The organism is Paracoccus sp. KR1-242, from assembly GCF_049446195.1.
GTDB lineage: Bacteria > Pseudomonadota > Alphaproteobacteria > Rhodobacterales > Rhodobacteraceae > Paracoccus > Paracoccus broussonetiae.
In genome coordinates this window covers 33547-51212 of sequence record NZ_JBMSED010000012.1, presented here as the reverse complement: position 1 = coordinate 51212, position 17666 = coordinate 33547, and the positions used below count along the sequence as shown (strand labels likewise).

Annotated in this window: 17 protein-coding genes; 12 read left to right on the top strand and 5 right to left on the bottom strand. The window is 66.6% G+C overall.

Annotation, left to right across the window (positions count from 1 at the left end; translation table 11 throughout):
• The first annotated feature begins 2 nt into the window (after nucleotides 1-2).
• The 7 genes from ACO2Q4_RS17710 (at nucleotide 3) to ACO2Q4_RS17680 (ending at nucleotide 8423) form a co-directional block, all read left to right on the top strand.
• On the top strand, nucleotides 3-1604 hold the full coding sequence (locus ACO2Q4_RS17710) for a protein TolA (protein WP_395131283.1): 1602 nt from the start codon (nucleotides 3-5) through the stop codon (nucleotides 1602-1604).
• Nucleotides 1605-1664: 60 nt separating this feature from the next.
• Complete coding sequence (tolB, locus tag ACO2Q4_RS17705) at nucleotides 1665-2999, top strand: Tol-Pal system beta propeller repeat protein TolB (RefSeq protein WP_390907805.1); 1335 nt, start codon at nucleotides 1665-1667, stop codon at nucleotides 2997-2999.
• Between the two features lie 21 nt (nucleotides 3000-3020).
• Nucleotides 3021-3530, top strand: coding sequence for a peptidoglycan-associated lipoprotein Pal (gene pal / locus ACO2Q4_RS17700; protein WP_311757623.1), 510 nt, complete (start codon nucleotides 3021-3023; stop codon nucleotides 3528-3530).
• Nucleotides 3530-4522, top strand: coding sequence for a tetratricopeptide repeat protein (locus ACO2Q4_RS17695; RefSeq protein WP_311757622.1), 993 nt, complete (start codon nucleotides 3530-3532; stop codon nucleotides 4520-4522). Before pal ends, ACO2Q4_RS17695 begins: the two co-directional genes overlap by 1 nt.
• Entirely contained in the window at nucleotides 4512-5801 is a 1290-nt protein-coding gene (gene tilS, locus ACO2Q4_RS17690; protein ID WP_423320921.1) for a tRNA lysidine(34) synthetase TilS, read from the top strand. The genes ACO2Q4_RS17695 and tilS overlap by 11 nt, the downstream gene beginning before the upstream one ends.
• Before the next feature lie 60 nt (nucleotides 5802-5861).
• Complete coding sequence (gene ftsH / locus ACO2Q4_RS17685; protein ID WP_311757814.1) at nucleotides 5862-7766, top strand: ATP-dependent zinc metalloprotease FtsH; 1905 nt, start codon at nucleotides 5862-5864, stop codon at nucleotides 7764-7766.
• Nucleotides 7767-8099: 333 nt separating this feature from the next.
• Entirely contained in the window at nucleotides 8100-8423 is a 324-nt protein-coding gene (locus tag ACO2Q4_RS17680) for a chorismate mutase (protein ID WP_423320919.1), read from the top strand.
• On the opposite strand, the gene ACO2Q4_RS17675 is transcribed toward ACO2Q4_RS17680, so the two are convergent.
• From ACO2Q4_RS17675 to ruvC, 5 genes are read right to left on the bottom strand one after another with little or no spacing between them, the layout of a single operon-like run.
• A complete protein-coding gene (locus ACO2Q4_RS17675) occupies nucleotides 8420-8830 on the bottom strand; it encodes a PaaI family thioesterase (protein ID WP_311757619.1) in 411 nt (136 codons plus the stop codon). The genes ACO2Q4_RS17680 and ACO2Q4_RS17675 overlap by 4 nt on opposite strands.
• Entirely contained in the window at nucleotides 8823-9848 is a 1026-nt protein-coding gene (ruvB, locus tag ACO2Q4_RS17670; protein ID WP_311757618.1) for a Holliday junction branch migration DNA helicase RuvB, read from the bottom strand. The genes ACO2Q4_RS17675 and ruvB overlap by 8 nt, the downstream gene beginning before the upstream one ends.
• On the bottom strand, nucleotides 9845-10789 hold the full coding sequence (htpX, locus tag ACO2Q4_RS17665; RefSeq protein WP_423321095.1) for a zinc metalloprotease HtpX: 945 nt from the start codon (nucleotides 10787-10789) through the stop codon (nucleotides 9845-9847). Before htpX ends, ruvB begins: the two co-directional genes overlap by 4 nt.
• An 11-nt stretch (nucleotides 10790-10800) precedes the next feature.
• Complete coding sequence (gene ruvA, locus ACO2Q4_RS17660) at nucleotides 10801-11475, bottom strand: Holliday junction branch migration protein RuvA (protein WP_311757617.1); 675 nt, start codon at nucleotides 11473-11475, stop codon at nucleotides 10801-10803.
• A gap of 10 nt (nucleotides 11476-11485) precedes the next feature.
• A complete protein-coding gene (gene ruvC / locus ACO2Q4_RS17655; protein WP_311757616.1) occupies nucleotides 11486-11980 on the bottom strand; it encodes a crossover junction endodeoxyribonuclease RuvC in 495 nt (164 codons plus the stop codon).
• A 125-nt stretch (nucleotides 11981-12105) separates the two neighbouring features.
• Between ruvC and ACO2Q4_RS17650 the strand changes: the two genes are divergently transcribed.
• Genes ACO2Q4_RS17650 through ACO2Q4_RS17630 form a run of 5 tightly spaced genes read left to right on the top strand, consistent with a single transcriptional unit; the run spans nucleotide 12106 to nucleotide 17666 of the window.
• The gene (locus tag ACO2Q4_RS17650; RefSeq protein WP_395131275.1) at nucleotides 12106-14949 is read left to right on the top strand and encodes a monovalent cation/H+ antiporter subunit A; all 2844 of its coding nucleotides are present in this window, start codon (nucleotides 12106-12108) and stop codon (nucleotides 14947-14949) included.
• Entirely contained in the window at nucleotides 14949-15320 is a 372-nt protein-coding gene (locus ACO2Q4_RS17645) for a Na+/H+ antiporter subunit C (RefSeq protein WP_311757614.1), read from the top strand. Before ACO2Q4_RS17650 ends, ACO2Q4_RS17645 begins: the two co-directional genes overlap by 1 nt.
• The gene (locus tag ACO2Q4_RS17640) at nucleotides 15317-16912 is read left to right on the top strand and encodes a monovalent cation/H+ antiporter subunit D (RefSeq protein ID WP_423320915.1); all 1596 of its coding nucleotides are present in this window, start codon (nucleotides 15317-15319) and stop codon (nucleotides 16910-16912) included. Before ACO2Q4_RS17645 ends, ACO2Q4_RS17640 begins: the two co-directional genes overlap by 4 nt.
• Entirely contained in the window at nucleotides 16909-17400 is a 492-nt protein-coding gene (locus ACO2Q4_RS17635) for a Na+/H+ antiporter subunit E (protein WP_311757612.1), read from the top strand. The genes ACO2Q4_RS17640 and ACO2Q4_RS17635 overlap by 4 nt, the downstream gene beginning before the upstream one ends.
• Nucleotides 17397-17666 (top strand): K+/H+ antiporter subunit F, encoded by a 270-nt coding sequence (locus ACO2Q4_RS17630; protein ID WP_311757611.1) that lies wholly within the window; start codon nucleotides 17397-17399, stop codon nucleotides 17664-17666. Before ACO2Q4_RS17635 ends, ACO2Q4_RS17630 begins: the two co-directional genes overlap by 4 nt.

Sequence of the window (17666 nt, the reverse complement as noted above, 5' to 3'; positions counted from 1 at the left end):
CCATGGATCGCGCCGATCGCATCGGCTATTGGGTTTCGGGCGTCGCGCATGTCGGCCTGCTGGGCTTTGCGATCGTGGGCGGGGCACTGTTCCGTCCGCAACCGCATGACGCGATTCGCATGGCCGAGGTCTCGACCATGTCCGAGGCCGAATTCCAGGCCCTGGCCTCGGCGGCCGAGGGAAGTGCCCCCCTTGCCGATCTGGCCGAGTCCACCCCGGCCCAGCCGCGCCCGCCCGCTGACGAGGTGGTGACCGGCGCGCCCGAAGCGCAAAGCCCGCCCGCGCCAGTTTCGGATGCGGCCGAGCTGACGGCCCCCGCCGAACGACCCGAGGCGCAACCCGATCTGTCGGATCTTCAGGATCAGGCCCGACCCGTCGCGGTCGCGACCCTGGCACCGCAGCCGAACCAGCCCGCAGCGTCCGACGATCCGGCCGCGCTTCCGGAAGATGCCTCGCGTCCGAACCCGTCGCGCGAAGCGGTGCAACCACAGGCTCCGGCCCCGATTCCTCAGCGTTCGGCGGATGCGCCGATTGCGGCGTCGCGTCCGAACGGTCGCCCGCAGGGTGTGACCGATGCGGCCCGTGCCCGTCAGGAAGCCGCCGAGGCAGCGCGTCAGCGCGAGCAGGTGCTGGCACGCGAGGCCGCTGAAGCAGCCGCCGCCGAAGCCGCGGCCAAGCGGCGCGAGGAAGCAGCCGAACGCCGTGCCGCCGAGGAGCGCGCGCAGGACGAACGCCGCGAGGCCGCCGAGCGTCGCGAAGAGGCAGAGGCCGCCCGCAAGGCCGCCGAGGCCGACGCGCGTGCGCGCCGTCAGGCCGCAGCCGAGGCCGCCGAAGCTGCCGAAGAGAAAGCCGCAGAGGAAAAGGCCGCTGCCGAGAAAAAGGCGGCCGAGAAAAAGGCGGCCGCCAAGGCTGCAGAAGAAAAGGCTGCCGCGGACAAGGCCGCAGCCGAGAAGGCGGCTGCCGCGAAGGCGGCTGCCGAGAAAGCAGAGGCCGAGAAAGCCGCTGCCGAGAAAGCAGAGGCCGAAAAGCGCGAAGCTGCCGCCAAGGCGAAGAAAGAGGCCGAGAAGAAGGCCGCCGCCGAAAAGGCCGCCGAGGAAAAACGCGCCGCCGAGAAGAAGGAAGCCGAAGAGGCCGCCGCTGCGGCCAAGGCCAAGGAAAAGGCCGAGGCCGAGCGCAAGGCCGCGGATGCGGCCGCGAAGAAGGCGGCACAGGCCGAGGCCAAGAAGGACAAGGAAGGCGCCGCCGGTACGGGCGGGGGCGGTGCGGCGGCCAGTGGTCCACCGCTGAACCAAGGCGAAAAGGACGGTTTCCGCGTCGCGGTCGAGGCGTGCTGGAACATTGGCTCGCTGTCCAGCGAGGCATCGCGGACCAAGGTCTCGGTCCAGTTCTCGATGTCGCCGGACGGCCGGGTCGAGGCGAATTCGCTGAAGATGATCGACCATTCCGGCGGGTCGGACGCGGCGGCGAAACAGGCCTATGAGGCGGCGCGGCGCGCCATTCTGCGCTGCCAGAAGGACGGCTATCCGCTGCCTTCCGAGAAATATAACCGTTGGAAGACAACGATCATTGACTTCAACCCTGGTGGTGGGGCTCGCATCCAGTGACGGTGGAAAGCAGCCGACCGACCCGATATTCTGCAACCAGACCTTCAGAGGCGATACATGTTGCGTAAATTCCTGACGACCTCCGTCATGGCTCCGGTCATGATCCTGGCCAGCTTTGGCCTTGCCGCGCCGGTTCTGGCACAGGACGGGCCCCTGCGGATCGAGATCACCGACGGCGTGGTCGAACCGATGCCCTTCGCCATTGCCAAGTTCCATGACGAGGGCGGCGCGGGCGAATATCTTGCGCAGGTGCAGAACCTGATCGCGGCGGACCTGACCGGCACCGGTCTGTTCCGCGAGATCCCGGCCAGCGCCCATATTGCGCGCCCCGAAAGCTTTGACGCACCGGTCTCCTATGAGGACTGGAAGGCGATCAATGCGCAGGCGCTGGTGACGGGCGCGGTGCGTGTCGAAGGTGGCAAGGTGATCGTCAAGTTCCGCCTGTTCGACGTCTTCGCGGGCCAGCCCCTGGGCGACGGGATGCAGTTCGACGCCTCGACCGGCAACTGGCGGCGCGCGGCGCACAAGGCGGCGGACCAGGTCTATGCCCGGCTGACGGGCGAGGGCCCCTATTTCGACAGCCGTGTTGCCTTTGTCCAGGAAAGCGGTCCCAAGGACGCCCGCCGCAAACGGCTGGGCGTGATGGATTACGACGGGGCCAACATCAAATGGCTGACCGACGATTCCACGCTGGTGCTGAAGCCGCGCTTCTCGCCCGACGGCTCGCGCCTGCTTTACACCAGCTATGCCAGCGGCTTCCCGCAGGCGATGCTGATGGACGTTAATTCGCTGGGCGTGCGGGCGCTGGCGGGCGAGCAGGGCACGATGAGCTTCTCGCCGCGCTTCTCGCCCGACGGGCGCTGGATCGTCTATTCGCTGGAGAAGAACGGCAATACCGACATCTACCAGATGGATGCCGGCAGCGGCGCGCAGCGCCCGCTGACGAACGCGCCCTCGATCGAGACCTCGCCAAGCTTCAGCCCCGACGGCAAGCAGATCGTCTTTGAAAGCGACCGCTCGGGCGTGCCGCAGCTTTACATCATGTCGGCCAATGGCGGCGACGCCAAGCGCATCAGCTTTGGCGAGGGCCGCTATGGCACGCCGGTCTGGTCGCCGCGCGGGGACATGATCGCCTTTACCCGGCAGGTGGGCGGAAAATTCCACATCGGAGTCATGCGAACCGATGGATCGGAAGAAAAAATGCTGACAGAATCGTTCCTTGACGAGGGCCCGACTTGGGCCCCCAATGGGCGCGTCGTGATGTTCACGCGCGTCACTCCGGGCGGCGACGGCGAACCTCGCCTGCACTCGGTCGATATCACCGGGCGGAACATGCGCCCGGTCAAGTTGAATGGCGCGGCCTCGGATCCCGACTGGGGTCCGTTGCTGCCGTAACCGCGGGAACGGGACAGGATGATGAAGACTTTCGTGAAAATTGCCGCCATCGGCGCGATGCTGACCATGGCGGCCTGTTCGCGCCCGGCCCAGCAGGGGGCGATGGTGAACGACCCCTATGCCAATATGGGCGCAGGCGGGGTCGGGACCGGGGTGCTGCCCGGCACGGCCGAGCATTTCAAGGCGGTGGCGGGCGATACCGTCCTGTTCCCGGTCGACCAGTCGACGCTGACCCCCGAGGCGCGCACGATCCTGGCCAACCAGGCCGGCTGGCTGAACCAGAACCAGGGCTTCTCGGCGCTGATCGAGGGGCACGCGGATGAGCAGGGGACGCGGGAATACAACCTGGCCCTCGGCGCGCGGCGTGCGAACTCGGTCCAGGAATACATGATCTCGCAAGGCGTGGCTTCGGGTCGCCTGCGAACGGTCAGCTATGGCAAGGAGCGTCCGCTTGCCGTCTGCTCGACCGAGGATTGCTATGCCAAGAACCGCCGCGCGGTGACCGTGGTCAGCCCAGGGGCGGGCATGTGATGGGCCGCCTTCGGGGCATGATGCTTGCGGCGGGGCTGGTGCTGGCCGCGCTGCCCGCCGCGGCGCAGGACAAGCAAAGCCTGGCCGACATCCGCGCCGAGCTGAACCAGCTGACCGCCGACCTTCAGGGGCTGCGCGGCGAGCTGGTCGCCTCGGGCCCGGCGGGCTTTGCCGCGGCGGGCGGCGACAGCGCCATCGACCGCATGAACACGATGGAGGCGCGTCTTCAGCAACTGACCGGCCAGACCGAGCAGTTGCAGAACCGCGTCGACCGCATCGTCAAGGACGGCACCAGCCGCATCGGCGACATCGAGTTCCGGCTTTGCGAGATGGAGGAGGGCTGCGACCTTGGCAGCCTGACCACACCGACACTGGGCGAGCAGAGCGGCGCCTCGTCGCCAATGCCATCCTCGGACCGGGGCGGCGCGCTGACCGGTCCGGCCACCAAGCTCCCCTCGGCCGGGGTCGCCACCGCGGCGGAACGGGCCGATTTTGACCGGGCCCGGGAGGTGCTCGGTCAAGGTGACTTTCGTCGTGCTGCGGACCTCTTCGCGGCCGTCGCCGAAACCCATGCTGGCGGTCCACTGACCGCCGAGGCGCTGTTCCTGCGGGGGGCGGCGCTGGATTCTGCGGGCGATCTGTCCGGGGCAGGAATCGCCTGGCTTGAAAGTTTCGCTGCCAATCCGAACGGGCCGCAGGCGCCCGATTCCCTTCTGGGCCTGTCCCGCGCCATGAGCGCCAAGGGTGGCCCGCAGGAAGGTTGCTTCTATCTTCAGGAAATCCTGGCCCGCTTCCCCGATGCCCCGCAAGCGGCCGAGGCGGAAAAGCGGATCGCCGATGCGCAATGCGCCGCCGTGACCGAAGGCGCGGCCCAGCCCGATGCCGGCATGGGTGCCGAGCCGGGCGTCGACTTGGGTGCCGACATGAATGACGCGACCGATCCGGCCATGATGGACCCGGAAGAGGCGGCGGACATGGCCGATGGGATGTGATCCCGCAGGCCCTTGCGACGAAGACCCCGACCCCACGACCGACGACCCCGTCACGCGCAGGGTCCACGCTGCCCTTGACCGGCTGGCGGGCGACATGTCGCGCCTTGGCATTGCGCTGTCCGGCGGGGGCGATTCGACTGCGCTGCTGCATCTTGCGCAGGGCTGGGCGCGGGGCCGTTGCCTGATGGCCGCGACCATCGATCATGGCCTGCGCCCCGAATCCACGGCCGAGGCGGCGGGGGCGGGCCGCGCGGCGGCAGCTCTGGGGATCGACCATGCGACCCTTTCCTGGCAGCGGGGGCCCGCTTCCGGCAACCTGATGGCCGCGGCGCGGGATGCCCGCCTGCGGCTGCTTTCCGACTGGGCGGCGCAGAACCGGCTGGACGCGGTCCTGTTGGGGCATACGCTGGACGATCAGGCGGAAACCGTGCTGATGCGGCTGGCTCGGGGCGCGGGCGTCGACGGGCTGGCTGGCATGTCTGCAAGCCGCCGCGCAAACGGCACGGTCTGGTTGCGGCCGATGCTGGCCGTCTCGCGCGCCGAGTTGCGCGACTGGCTAACCGCCCGGGGCATCGGCTGGGTTGATGATCCGTCGAACGAGAATGCCGATTATGACCGTGTCCGCATTCGCAAGGCGGTTGAGGCCCTTGGCCTGCCCGCCGCGCAGATTGCCCAATCGGCGGCGAATCTGGCAAGCGCGCGGGATGCCCTGCAAGACGTGGCTGCGGCTGCGGCATCCGGTGCCGAGATTCGCAATGGCAGCCTTTATCTGCCCTGGACGCCCTTTCGCCGCGCGCCGCAAGAAGTCAGGCGGCGACTAATTGTCGCGGGGCTGCGTCTTGTCGGAGGCGCCGACTACCCGCCGCGGCGCGAGGCCGTTCTACGCGCCCTGACCGCCATCCTGACGGGGGCGAGGGCCACGCTGGAGGGTGCGATCGCCGAGCCGGCGGGCGACTGGCTGCGGATCATGCGTGAGCCTGTGGCTGCGGCCCGTGGGGCGCCGGGCGTGCCGGATGCGCAGGGGGAATGCCGCTGGGACGGGCGCTGGCTTCTGTCCGGCCTCTGCGCCGACCAGCAGGTCCGTGCGCTGGGATACGATCCTTTGCCGGGGCTGAAATGGCGGCTGTCAGGCCTTGCCCGCGACGAGGCCGCAGCCAGTCCCGGCATTTGGAAAGGGGACCAACTGATCGCCGCACCGCTGCTGGAATCGCGGGCGGAAATGACCGTAAGACCGCTTGCCGGCGTCCCAGAGTTCATGGCTTTGCTGTATACTCATTGAACCTGACGCCGGAATCCCTATTTTCAGGCCAAAGCCTGTCTACCCGTGGAGGATATGCCTTTGGGCAACGCGCGCAATATCGCCTTCTGGGTGGTGCTGTTCCTGATGATTCTGGCGCTGTTCAACCTGTTCAGCGACGGCTCGTCGCAGATGAACAGCCGCCAGATCAGCTATTCCGACTTCATCCAGCGGGTCGACAAGGACGAGGTGAACGCCGTCACGATTGACGGCGAAACCATCGGCATCACCGCCAAGGACGGCAAACAATACTCGACCGTCCGCCCGCAAGGCGAGGAAATCGCCGACCGCCTGATCGACAAGGGCGTCGAAGTCCGCGTCGAACGCCAGCAACAATCCGGCTTCATGTCGCTTCTGGGCGTCTGGCTGCCGTTCCTGCTGCTGATCGGCGTCTGGATCTTCTTCATGAACCGCATGCAGGGCGGCGGCAAAGGCGGCGCGATGGGCTTCGGCAAATCGCGGGCCAAGCTGCTGACCGAAAAGCATGGCCGCGTGACCTTTGACGATGTCGCAGGCATCGACGAGGCCAAGGAAGAGCTGGAAGAGATCGTCGAATTCCTGCGCAACCCGCAGAAATTCAGCCGCCTGGGCGGCAAGATCCCGAAAGGCGCGCTGCTGGTCGGTCCGCCCGGCACCGGCAAGACGCTGCTCGCCCGCGCCATTGCGGGTGAGGCGGGCGTGCCCTTCTTCACCATCTCGGGCTCGGACTTCGTCGAAATGTTCGTCGGCGTTGGCGCCAGCCGTGTCCGCGACATGTTCGAGCAGGCCAAGAAATCGGCCCCCTGCATCGTCTTCATCGACGAGATCGACGCCGTGGGCCGTGCCCGTGGCGTGGGCATCGGCGGGGGCAATGACGAGCGTGAGCAGACCCTGAACCAGCTTCTGGTCGAGATGGACGGATTTGACGCGAATGAAGGCGTCATCATCATCGCCGCGACCAACCGCAAGGACGTGCTGGACCCCGCGCTGCTGCGCCCCGGCCGCTTCGACCGCCAGATCTATGTCCCGAACCCGGACATCAAGGGGCGCGAGAAGATCCTGGCCGTTCACAGCCGCAAGGTGCCGGTCGGCCCCGATGTCGACCTGCGCATCATCGCGCGCGGCACGCCCGGCTTCTCGGGCGCGGACCTGATGAACCTCGTGAACGAAGCCGCGCTGATGGCCGCGCGTCTGGGCCGTCGCTTCGTCGCGATGGAGGATTTCGAGAATGCCAAGGACAAGGTCATGCTGGGCGTCGAACGCCGCAGCATGGTCCTGACGCCCGAGCAGAAGGAAAAGACCGCCTATCACGAGGCCGGCCACGCCATTGTCGGCCTGTCGCTGCCGAAATGCGACCCGGTCTACAAGGCGACGATCATCCCGCGCGGCGGCGCGTTGGGGATGGTGGTCTCGCTGCCCGAGATGGACCGGCTGAACTATCACAAGGACGAGGCCAAGCAGAAGCTGGCCATGACCATGGCGGGCAAGGCGGCCGAGATCATCAAGTACGGGGAAGAGGGCGTCTCGAACGGCCCGGCGGGCGACATCCAGCAGGCGAGCCAGCTTGCGCGCGCCATGGTGATGCGCTGGGGCATGTCGGACAAGGTCGGCAATATCGACTATGCCGAGGCGCATGAGGGCTATTCGGGCAATACGGGCGGCTTCTCGGTTTCGGCGGCGACCAAGGAACTGATCGAGCAGGAAGTCCATGACCTGATCGAACAGGGCTATCAGGACGCCTATCGGATCCTGACCGAGAAGACCGAGGAGTTCGAGCGCATGGCCAAGGGGCTGCTGGAATACGAGACCCTGACTGGCGAGGATATCGGAAAGATCATCCGGGGCGAGACTTTGGGCGGGGACGACGATACGCCCGGCTCTTCGATCCCGTCGGTCACCTCGATCCCGCGCGCGGGCGTAACGGCGGGACCGGCCGACGCCACCCCGGCACCCCAGCCGCAGGGCTGAGATCTGCGATCACCTGAAACGAAAAACCCCCGACCTGTTGGCCGGGGGTTTTGCATGTGTCCGGTCAGAGTCCGACCGCGATCAAAGCACCAGAAGCGCCACTGCGCCCAGTGCGATGCTGAGGCCGAAACCGATATTGATCGCAATGCTTGCTGCCTTCATCGGTCTCCTCCTTCTTGGACGGGGGCCTGTTTCCCCCGGTCCAGATCAACCCTGACGCGTGGCTAGCGTTCCCCGGCCCGGCGGAAATGCGCCGTTCCGCATGGCAGCGGGGCCACAGTCAGGCATCATGCACGTTTGCGGCGGCGGGGCGTTCCGGCGTAAAAGCACGGCATGAACCCGACCGAACCGAAGCTTTCGCCCGATTCCCAGATGCCCGCGCTGCGCCGCCGGATCGACGCGCTGGACGCGCGGCTGATCGTGCTGCTGGCCGAGCGGTCGCGCCTGATCGATCAGGCCGCGCGCATCAAGACCCGAGAACACCTGCCCGCCCGGATCGACAGCCGGGTCGAGGAGGTTGCGGCAAATGCCCGTCGCCTTGCCACGCAGGAGGGGCTGGATCCCGGCCTTGCCGACGCGCTGTGGCGCCTGATGATGGAGCATTTCATCGCGCAGGAGGATCGTGTCCTGTCCGCTCCGCCCGGTACCGAAGGCTAGACCGGGATCATCGTCCCCTGCAGCATCGCGACATGCTTTCGGGTGCCGTTGCTGACGGCCCAGACATCGGCCGCGACCACCATGATGCGGCGGCCGGGGCGGATCACCCGGCCCTCGGCCTCAAGCCGGTCTCCAATCGCCGGGGACATCAGGTTGATCTTCATTTCGACCGTCATCACCTCGGCACCCTCGGGCATCAGGCTGAGCGCGGAATAGCCCGCGGCGGAATCGCCGATGCTGAAGGCCAGCCCCGCATGGCCGGCCCCGTGCTGCTGAAGCGATCCGGGCAGGATCGGCGCATGGATGACGACCCGGCCCGGCGCAATCTCGGCCAGGGTCGCGCCCAAAGTGAGCATCATGCTTTGGCGGTCGAAGCTGTCGCGGATGCGGGTTTCGACCTCAGTCATCGAACAGGCTGTCCTGCATCCGTGGTGCGTCCAGCCCCAGATGCCGCCAGCCCAGCCGCGCCAGCATCCGTCCACGCGGGGTGCGGCTGACCAGCCCTTGCTGCATCAGGAAGGGCTCGATGACCTCTTCGATGGCGTCGCGGCTTTCGGACAGGGCGGCGGACAAGGTTTCAACACCGACCGGGCCGCCCCCGTAATGTTCGGCCATCAGCGTCAGGTAACGGCGGTCGGCGCTGTCCAGCCCGATATGATCGACGCCCAGCCGGGTCAGGGCGCTGTCCGCAATCTCTCGCGTCAGGCGGCCGTCACCCTCGACCAGGGCAAAGTCGATCACCCGGCGCAGCAGGCGGCCCGCGATCCGCGGCGTGCCGCGCGCGCGTTTTGCAATTTCGCGCGTGCCGGCCGGTTCTGAAGGGATGCCCATCAGCCGCGCGCCGCGGGTGACGATCAGGTCAAGCTCATCGATGGTATAGAACTGCAGCCGCGTCGGAATGCCGAAGCGGTCGCGCAGCGGCGTCGTCAGAAGGCCAAGCCGCGTTGTCGCCCCGACCAGGGTAAAGGGCTGAAGCTCGATCCGGACGGTGCGGGCGGCGGGACCCTCGCCGATCACGAGGTCCAGCTCGAAATCCTCCATCGCGGGATACAGGACTTCCTCGACCGCCGGGTTCATCCGGTGGATTTCGTCGATGAACAGGACGTCCCGCGCCTCGAGGTTGGTCAGGATCGCGGCAAGATCGCCCGCGCGGGCCAGGACCGGCCCCGAGGTCATCTTGAAGTTCACGCCCAGTTCGCGCGCCATGATCTGCGCCAGCGTGGTCTTGCCCAGCCCCGGAGGCCCGTGGAACAGCGTGTGGTCCATCGCCTTGCCGCGCATCCGGGCGCTTTCGATGAAGACGCGCAGGTTCGCGCGTGCCTCGGCCTGTCCGACGAAATCGGACAGCATCTGCGGACGCAGCGCGCGATCCTCGCCATCCGTTTCCATCGGTTCGGGGCGCAGCATTGGATCGGGCTGCATCATCCCTTGCCCCAGGGCCCGGAATCGGGGCCACCGCTGGGCGGGATCCGCGACCGGACCGGCTGGGCGTCAGCCCAGGGGGCACCGCCACCCTGTCCGCCGCGGCCCGCCATCTCGCGCAGGCGGGCGATCCGATCCTCGGTTGCGGGGTGGGTGGCGAACAGGCGGTCCATCCGCAGCGCGTGAAGCGGGTTCACGATGAACATGCTGGCCGAGGCGGGGTTTCGCTCGGCCGGGATGTTCACGACCTGACCTGCCGCGCGCGAAATCTTTGCCAGCGCTCCGGCCAGCGCCAAGGGCTGGCCGCAGATCTGCGCACCGGTCCGATCAGCCTCGTATTCGCGGGTGCGCGAGATCGCCATCTGCACCAGGCCCGCAGCGATCGGGGCGAAGACCATGGCAAGGATCGCCGCCAGCCCGCCACCGCGGTTGTCGTTGCGTCCGCCGAACAGGCCCGAGAACATCAGCATGTTGCCCAGCATCGCGATGGCCCCGGCCATCGTGGCGGTCACGGTCATCGTCAGCGTGTCGCGATGCTTGATATGGGCAAGCTCGTGGGCGATCACGCCGGCCAGTTCGTCGCGGTCAAGGACGCGCATGATGCCCTGCGTCACGGCGACGGCGGCGTTCTGGGGATTGCGGCCGGTGGCGAATGCGTTGGGCTGGTCGGTCTGCAGGACATAGACCTTGGGCATGGGCAGGTTCGCCCGTTGCGCCAGTCCGGCCACCATGTCGATCAGTTCCGGGGCCTGCTGGCGCGTGACCAGCATCGCGCCCTGCTGGCGCAGCACCGCCTTGTCGCTGTTCCACCAGGCCCACATGTTGCCCGCGCCAGCGATGACCAGCGCGATCACCGCACCGCCCGTCCCGCCCAGCAGATAGCCCATGCCCATGACCAGTGCGGTCATCGCGGCCATCAGGATGAATGTGCGCAGGTTCCCCATCATGCCCGACCTCATTCCTTCGGAGCCAGAAGCCTCAACGAGGCGCGGATCAACGCCGCTGTGGTGGCGCCCGGTTCCCGGCCCTGGGCTTCGGCCACCGCGCCCGCCGCCTCGGACGGAGCATAGCCCAGATTGGACAGCGCAGACAGCGCATCCGCCGTTGCCTGCGCATTGCCGTCGATGCGCGGGGCGGGGGCGGTTCGTGTCGCGGCGGGGGACTCGACCACTTCGGAATCGGGCAGGGGACCCGGATCGACGGTCAGGCTGCCGCCAAGCGCCATGATCGCGGGGGCCTTGTCCTTCAGCTCCATCGTGATCCGCTGGGCAAGCTTCGGCCCGACACCCGGCGCCTTGCGCAAGGCCGACCAGTCGCCAAGCGCCAACGCGCGCGACAGACCCTCGGCCGAAAGCGTGCCAAGGATCGCAAGCGAGACCTTGGCGCCCACCCCCTGGACCGAGGTCAGCAGACGGTGCCATTCCTTTTCCAGCAGCGTCGGAAAGCCGAAAAGCTGAAGCAGATCCTCGCGCACCAGAAGTTCGGTATAAAGCGCGGTCGCCTGTCCGGCAGGGGGCAGGCTGGCTGCTGTCCGTTCGCTCACATGGACGATATAGCCAACGCCGCGCACGTCGATCAGAACATGGTCCTGCGCCCGGTGCAGGATGATCCCGGCGATGCGTCCGATCATATGCTGTTCCTCATGCCTTGATCTTGATGCGGAGCGCGCGGCCCTGCAAGTGATGGGCGTGACAAATTGCCACGGCCAGCGCGTCGGCGGCGTCCGGTCCGGCGAATTCGACGCCGGGCAGCATGAAGCGCACCATATGCTGGATCTGTTCCTTGGCGGCGTGGCCGACCCCGACGACGCTTTTCTTGACGGCATTCGGGGCGTATTCGCCGATCTCGATCCCCGCGGCCGCCGGGGCCAGCAGCGCGATGCCGCGCGCCTGACCCAGCTTCAGCGTGCCCACGGCGTCCTTGTTGACGAAAGTCTGTTCGACCGCGGCGGCGTCGGGCGCGTGCTGGGTCAGCACTTCGCAAAGGCCGCGATACAGCACTGCCAGTCGCGGCCCCAGATCGCCCGCATCGCTATGGATGATGCCGTTCGCCAGATGCCGCAGGCGCGGGCCATCGACGTCGATCACGCCCCAGCCCATGTTCCGCAAGCCCGGATCAATGCCGATAATCTTCATGCCTGTCCCGATTTTTCCCCGATGGTTAGCACGAAAGGCGAACATCGCCTAGCCGCAAGTTCGACTTCGGGTTGACATTGCGGGACCGTCTCAAGGACATAAGGGCGCAGCCGGAAAGAGGATCCATGTCGCCCGCACTCATCGCCGCCCTGCCTTTCATCGGCGCATTGCTGCCGGGCCTGTTGATCCGTTCCGGACGGGACGTCGCCGCGATCTCTTGCGCCACGGCGACCGCCGCGGCACTGCTGGGACTGTGCCTGCACATCCCGGCGATTCTGGCCGGAGAGGTCGTGACCGCCCGGTTCGAATGGTTGCCGCAACTTGGGCTGAATGCGAATTTCCGCATCGATGGACTGGGCCTGCTGTTCGGGATCCTGATCCTGGGGATCGGCCTGCTCATCATCGCCTATGCGCGCTTCTACCTGTCGCGGCGAGATCCGGTCGGGGTCTTCTATACCTATCTGATGCTGTTCCAGGGCGCGATGATGGGCATCGTGCTGTCCGACAACATCCTGCTGCTGCTGGTTTTCTGGGAGCTGACCTCGCTCTCGTCCTTCCTTCTGATCGGCTATTGGAAGCACCTTCCCGAAGGGCGGCAGGGCGCGCGCATGGCGCTGACCGTGACTGGCCTCGGCGGGCTGGCCATGATCGCGGGGATGCTGATCCTGGGGAATATCGCGGGCAGCTATGACATCTCGGACATTCTGAACGCGCGCGAGGCGATTCAGGCCAGCCCGCTTTATCTGCCCGCCTTGCTGCTGATCCTGCTGGGCGCCTTTACCAAATCGGCGCAGTTCCCGTTCCATTTCTGGCTGCCGCACGCGATGGCCGCGCCGACCCCTGTTTCGGCCTATCTGCATTCGGCGACGATGGTGAAGGCAGGGCTGTTCCTGCTGGCGCGGCTTTGGCCGGTGCTTTCGGGCACGCCGGAATGGTTCTACATCGTCGCGACCACCGGCCTTGTCACCATGATCATCGGCGCGTGGATCGCGCTGTTCCGGGACGATCTGAAATCGCTTCTCGCATTCTCGACCGTATCGCATCTGGGCCTGATCACCATGCTTCTGGGCTTCGGGACCGAGAGCGCGGCGGTGGCGGCGGTGTTTCACATCATCAACCACGCGACCTTCAAGGCCGCGCTGTTCATGACCGCCGGGATCATCGACCACGAGGCCGGGACACGCTCGATTGCCCGGCTTGGCGGCCTCAGGCGGTTGATGCCGGTCACGTTCCTGATCGGGACCATCGCGGCACTGTCGATGGCGGGCATTCCGCCCCTGAACGGCTTCCTGTCGAAAGAGATGATGCTTGAGGGCGCAACCCGCACCGACTGGGCGGGCAATGGCAGCCTGGTCTTTGTCATGGTGACGCTTGGCGCGATCTTCTCGGTCGCCTATTCGCTGCGCCTGATCTGGCACGTCTTCCTGGGCCCCGAGCGTTACGATTACCCCCACAAGCCGCATGATCCCGGTCTTGGGCTGATCGCGGGGCCCGCCATCCTTGTGGTGCTGGTGGTCCTGGTCGGGCTGTTTCCGAACACCATGGTCGGCTGGCTGGTCGATGCCTCGGCCGCGGCGGTCACGCAGGGTACACAGCATCCGCATCTGGCGTTGTGGCACGGGATCACGCTGGCGCTGCTGCTGTCCGTCATCGCCATCGTTGGCGGCGCGCTGGTGCTGGCACGCTATGCCGGGCTTGAGGCGCTGCGCGCACGATTCTGGCGACCCGATGCCAAGGTCATGTTCGACGCCCTGACCGACTGGTCGCTGCGTCTGTCGCACCGGCTGACGGACAGATTCACCAACGGCTCGATGGCGCGGGCCTTCGCGGCCTTTTCGCTGACGGTGCTGCTGTGCGGCGGCTGGGCGTTTTCGACCGGGGGTTACGGTGGCGCCTCCAGGCCGATGCTGCCGATCTCGGTGGTCCCGCTGGTCGGCTGGGTGCTGCTGATGGTCGCCACGGTGTGCATGGTCGCCTTTCACCGGCAGCGGGTGCTGGCGCTGGTCCTGGTCGGGATCATCGGGCTGATCGTCTCGGGTTGCTTCGTCTATCTATCCGCGCCCGACCTTGCCCTGACCCAGATCTCGGTCGAGGTGGTGACGATCATTCTGCTGCTGCTGGCGCTGAACTTCCTGCCCAAGCGCACGCTGCGCGAAAGCCGCGACGGCAAGCGCGGCTTCGACGCCTTCATCGCGGCGCTGACCGGGTTGGGCTTCGGCGGGCTGGCCTATGCCGTCATGCGCAGCGATTTCGCACTGCCTTCGATCGCGAATTACATGATCGAGAACAGCCACAAGCTGGGCGGAGGGGACAACGTCGTCAACGTCATCCTGGTCGACTTCCGCGGTTATGACACCTTTGGCGAGATCACCGTTCTTGGCATTGCCGCGCTGACCATCTTTGCCCTGACAGAAACGCTGCTTCTGGGCGCCAGCGGCCGGCGGCTGCGCAACTGGACCCATGACAGCCGCCGGGCGGGGGCGCGCCACCCGTTGCTTCTGGTGGTCATCACCCGACTGATCCTGCCGATGTCGCTGGTCGTCGGCCTGTATATCTTCCTGCGTGGCCACAACGCGCCAGGCGGGGGCTTCATCGCCGGGCTGGTGGTGGCCATCGCGCTTGTATCGCAATACATGGCCTCGGGCTTTGCCTGGGCGCAGGAACGCAACCACGTTCCCTATCATGCGCTGATTGGGGCGGGCGTGATCGCGGCAGGGGCGACCGGCATCGGCGCCTGGTTCGCGGGCGAGCCATTCCTGACCTCGGTCTATGGCTATGTGAAGCTGCCGGGGATCGAGAAGTTCGAGCTGGCCTCGGCGATGGGCTTCGATCTTGGCGTATTCCTGTGCGTTGTCGGTGCAGTGATGCTGGCGCTGAATTCGCTGTCGCGCATCGCCCGGCAGGCGGGAGAGACCGTCAATGCCGAGCCGATGGACATCAACCCCAGCCGATCCAAGGGAGGCCGCTGATGGAGCTTTTGCTGTCCAGCGCAATAGGGATGCTGACCGCGGCGGGCATCTATCTGATCCTGCGCCGCCGCAGCTTTGCGGTGGTGCTGGGCACCACCATGCTCAGCTATGCGATCAACCTGTTCCTGTTCTCGACCGGGCGACTGGTCGTTGATCGGCCCCCGATCCTGCAAGAGGGGGCGACCGCCTATACCGACCCCCTGCCGCAGGCACTGGTGCTGACCGCCATCGTCATCTCGTTCGGGATGACGGCAGTGACGGTGATGATGGCGCTTGGCGCCTTTCTGGAAGGGGGCGATGACCGCGTCGACATGCCCCGCGCCGACCGGGAACCGGATCTGGCCCGCAGCCGGGAAGACTTTCGCGCATGAGCCATGTCCTGATTGCTCCCGTCATCCTGCCGGCGGTCATCGGCGCGCTTATCATCCTGTGGATGCGGGCGGACCTGCTGTTGCAGCGCGTCTTTTCCATCGCGGGGACCGCGGCGCTGCTGGCGGTCGCGATCTATCTGAACGTGCTTGCCGCATCGGGCCAGGTCCAGGTCTATCGTCTGGGCGACTGGGCCGCGCCCTTCGGGATCGTGCTGATGCTGGACCGGTTGTCGGCGCTGATGGTCGCGCTGACGGCGACGCTGGCGCTGGCGGTGCAGCTTTACGCCTTTGGTTCGGGCTGGGACCGCAAGGGCTGGCATTTCCACGCGTTGTGGCAGTTCCAGCTGATGGGCGTCTGCGGCGCCTTCCTGACCGGTGACGCCTTCAACCTGTTCGTCTTCTTCGAGGTGCTGCTGATTGCCAGCTATGGGCTGATGATCCACGGTGGTGGACCGATGCGCCTGCGCGCGGGCGTGCAATACATTGCCTATAACCTGGCCGGCTCGACGCTGTTCCTGGTCGCGCTGGGGGTGCTTTACGCCGTCACCGGGACGCTGAACATGGCCGACATGGCGGCGCGCGTGGCGGTGATGCCGGTCGAGGATACGGCGCTGCTGCGCACCGGGGCGGTGCTGCTGATGCTGGTCTTCGCGATCAAGGCGTCGCTGGTGCCCCTGCATTTCTGGCTGCCTTCGACCTATGCCAACGCGCCGGGGCCGGTTGCGGCGCTGTTCGCGGTCATGACCAAGGTCGGGGTCTATGCGATCCTGCGCTTCTACACGCTGGTCTTTCCGCAGGATACCGTCATCGAATCCGTGGTCATGGACCTGCTGCTGCCCGCCGCGCTGTTCACGCTGGCGATCGGCCAGATCGGCATCATGGGCACGCGCAACCTGGGCCGGCTGGCGGCCTATGCCGCGATCGGGTCCGTCGGGACGCTGATGATCGCGGTGTCGCAATTTACGCCGCAGGGGACCACGGCGGCGATCTATTACATCATCCATTCGACCCTTGCCGGGGCGGCGCTGTTCCTGATCGTGGACATGATCGGCGCCCGGCGCGGCGACCTGTGGCTGCGCCTGGACACGGTGATGCCGGGCAATGCCCTGATCGGTGCGATGTTCTTTGTCACAGCCATCGCGGTGGTGGGAATGCCGCCCTTTTCCGGCTTCATCGGCAAGCTTCTGGTCCTGGACGCGACGCGCACCGCGCCGCAGGTGGTCTGGATCTGGGCGACGGTGCTGGTCTCATCCCTGATCGCGATCTACGGCATGGTCCGCGCCGGGTCGCTGGTCTTCTGGAAGCCCTATGGCCTGCAGGAGCGTCCCGTCCCGCATGAGCCCGCCCCCCTTCCCAGCCGGGGCAGGCGCATCCCGACCAAGCTGGAGCCGGACGAGCATATCCAGGATCTGGGAGATGCGGCCTCTCCGGCGCTGGCGGCGGTGGCGGTGGGCGCGTTGCTGGCGGGAATCGTCGCGCTGACGGTCTTTGCCGGGCCGGTGACGCAATTCGCGCGCGCGACGGCCGATCAGCTGCACGACCCCGCGCTTTACCTGCATGCGGTGCTGGAAGGGCAGGAGGGCACGAAATGATGCGCCGCCTTTTGCCCCATCCCTATCTGTCGGTGACGCTGGCCGTGGTCTGGATGCTGCTGGTCAACCGCTGGGCCGTCGGCTCGCTGGTCTTTGCCGCAATGATCGGCATCGTCATTCCCTGGCTGACCGCGCCATATTGGCCGGACAGCGCCCGGCTGAAATCTCCGGGGCGGATTCCCGGCTATCTTGCCGTGGTGATCCTTGACATCGTCAAGGCCAACTTCGCGGTGGCGAAGATCGTGCTGTTCCTGCCGCGCCGCGCGCTGAAGCCCGCATGGATCGTCATCCCGCTGGAACTGCGCCAGCCCGAGGCGATCACCGCGCTTGCCGCCACGATCACCCTGACGCCGGGCACGCTGACATGCGATCTGTCGGCGGACGGGCAGGCGCTGCTGGTCCATTGCCTGCATGCCCCCGACCCGGATTCGGTCGTGGACGAGATCAAGACCCGCTACGAGGCCCGGCTGAAGGAGATCTTCGCATGATCGGCTATGCCCTTGCCTTTGCCTATGGCTGCTTCGGTCTGGCAATGCTGTTCTGCCTGTATCGCGTGGTGCGCGCGCCGGGGATCGCCGACCGGGTGCTGGCGCTGGACACGATGACGATCAACGCCATCGCACTGCTGGCACTGTTCGGCATCGACAAGGGCACCGGCATGTATTTCGAGGCCTCGCTGCTGTTCGCGATGGTCGGCTTCATCTCGACCGTCGCCTATGGGAAATTCATCCTGCGCGGCGACATCATCGAATAG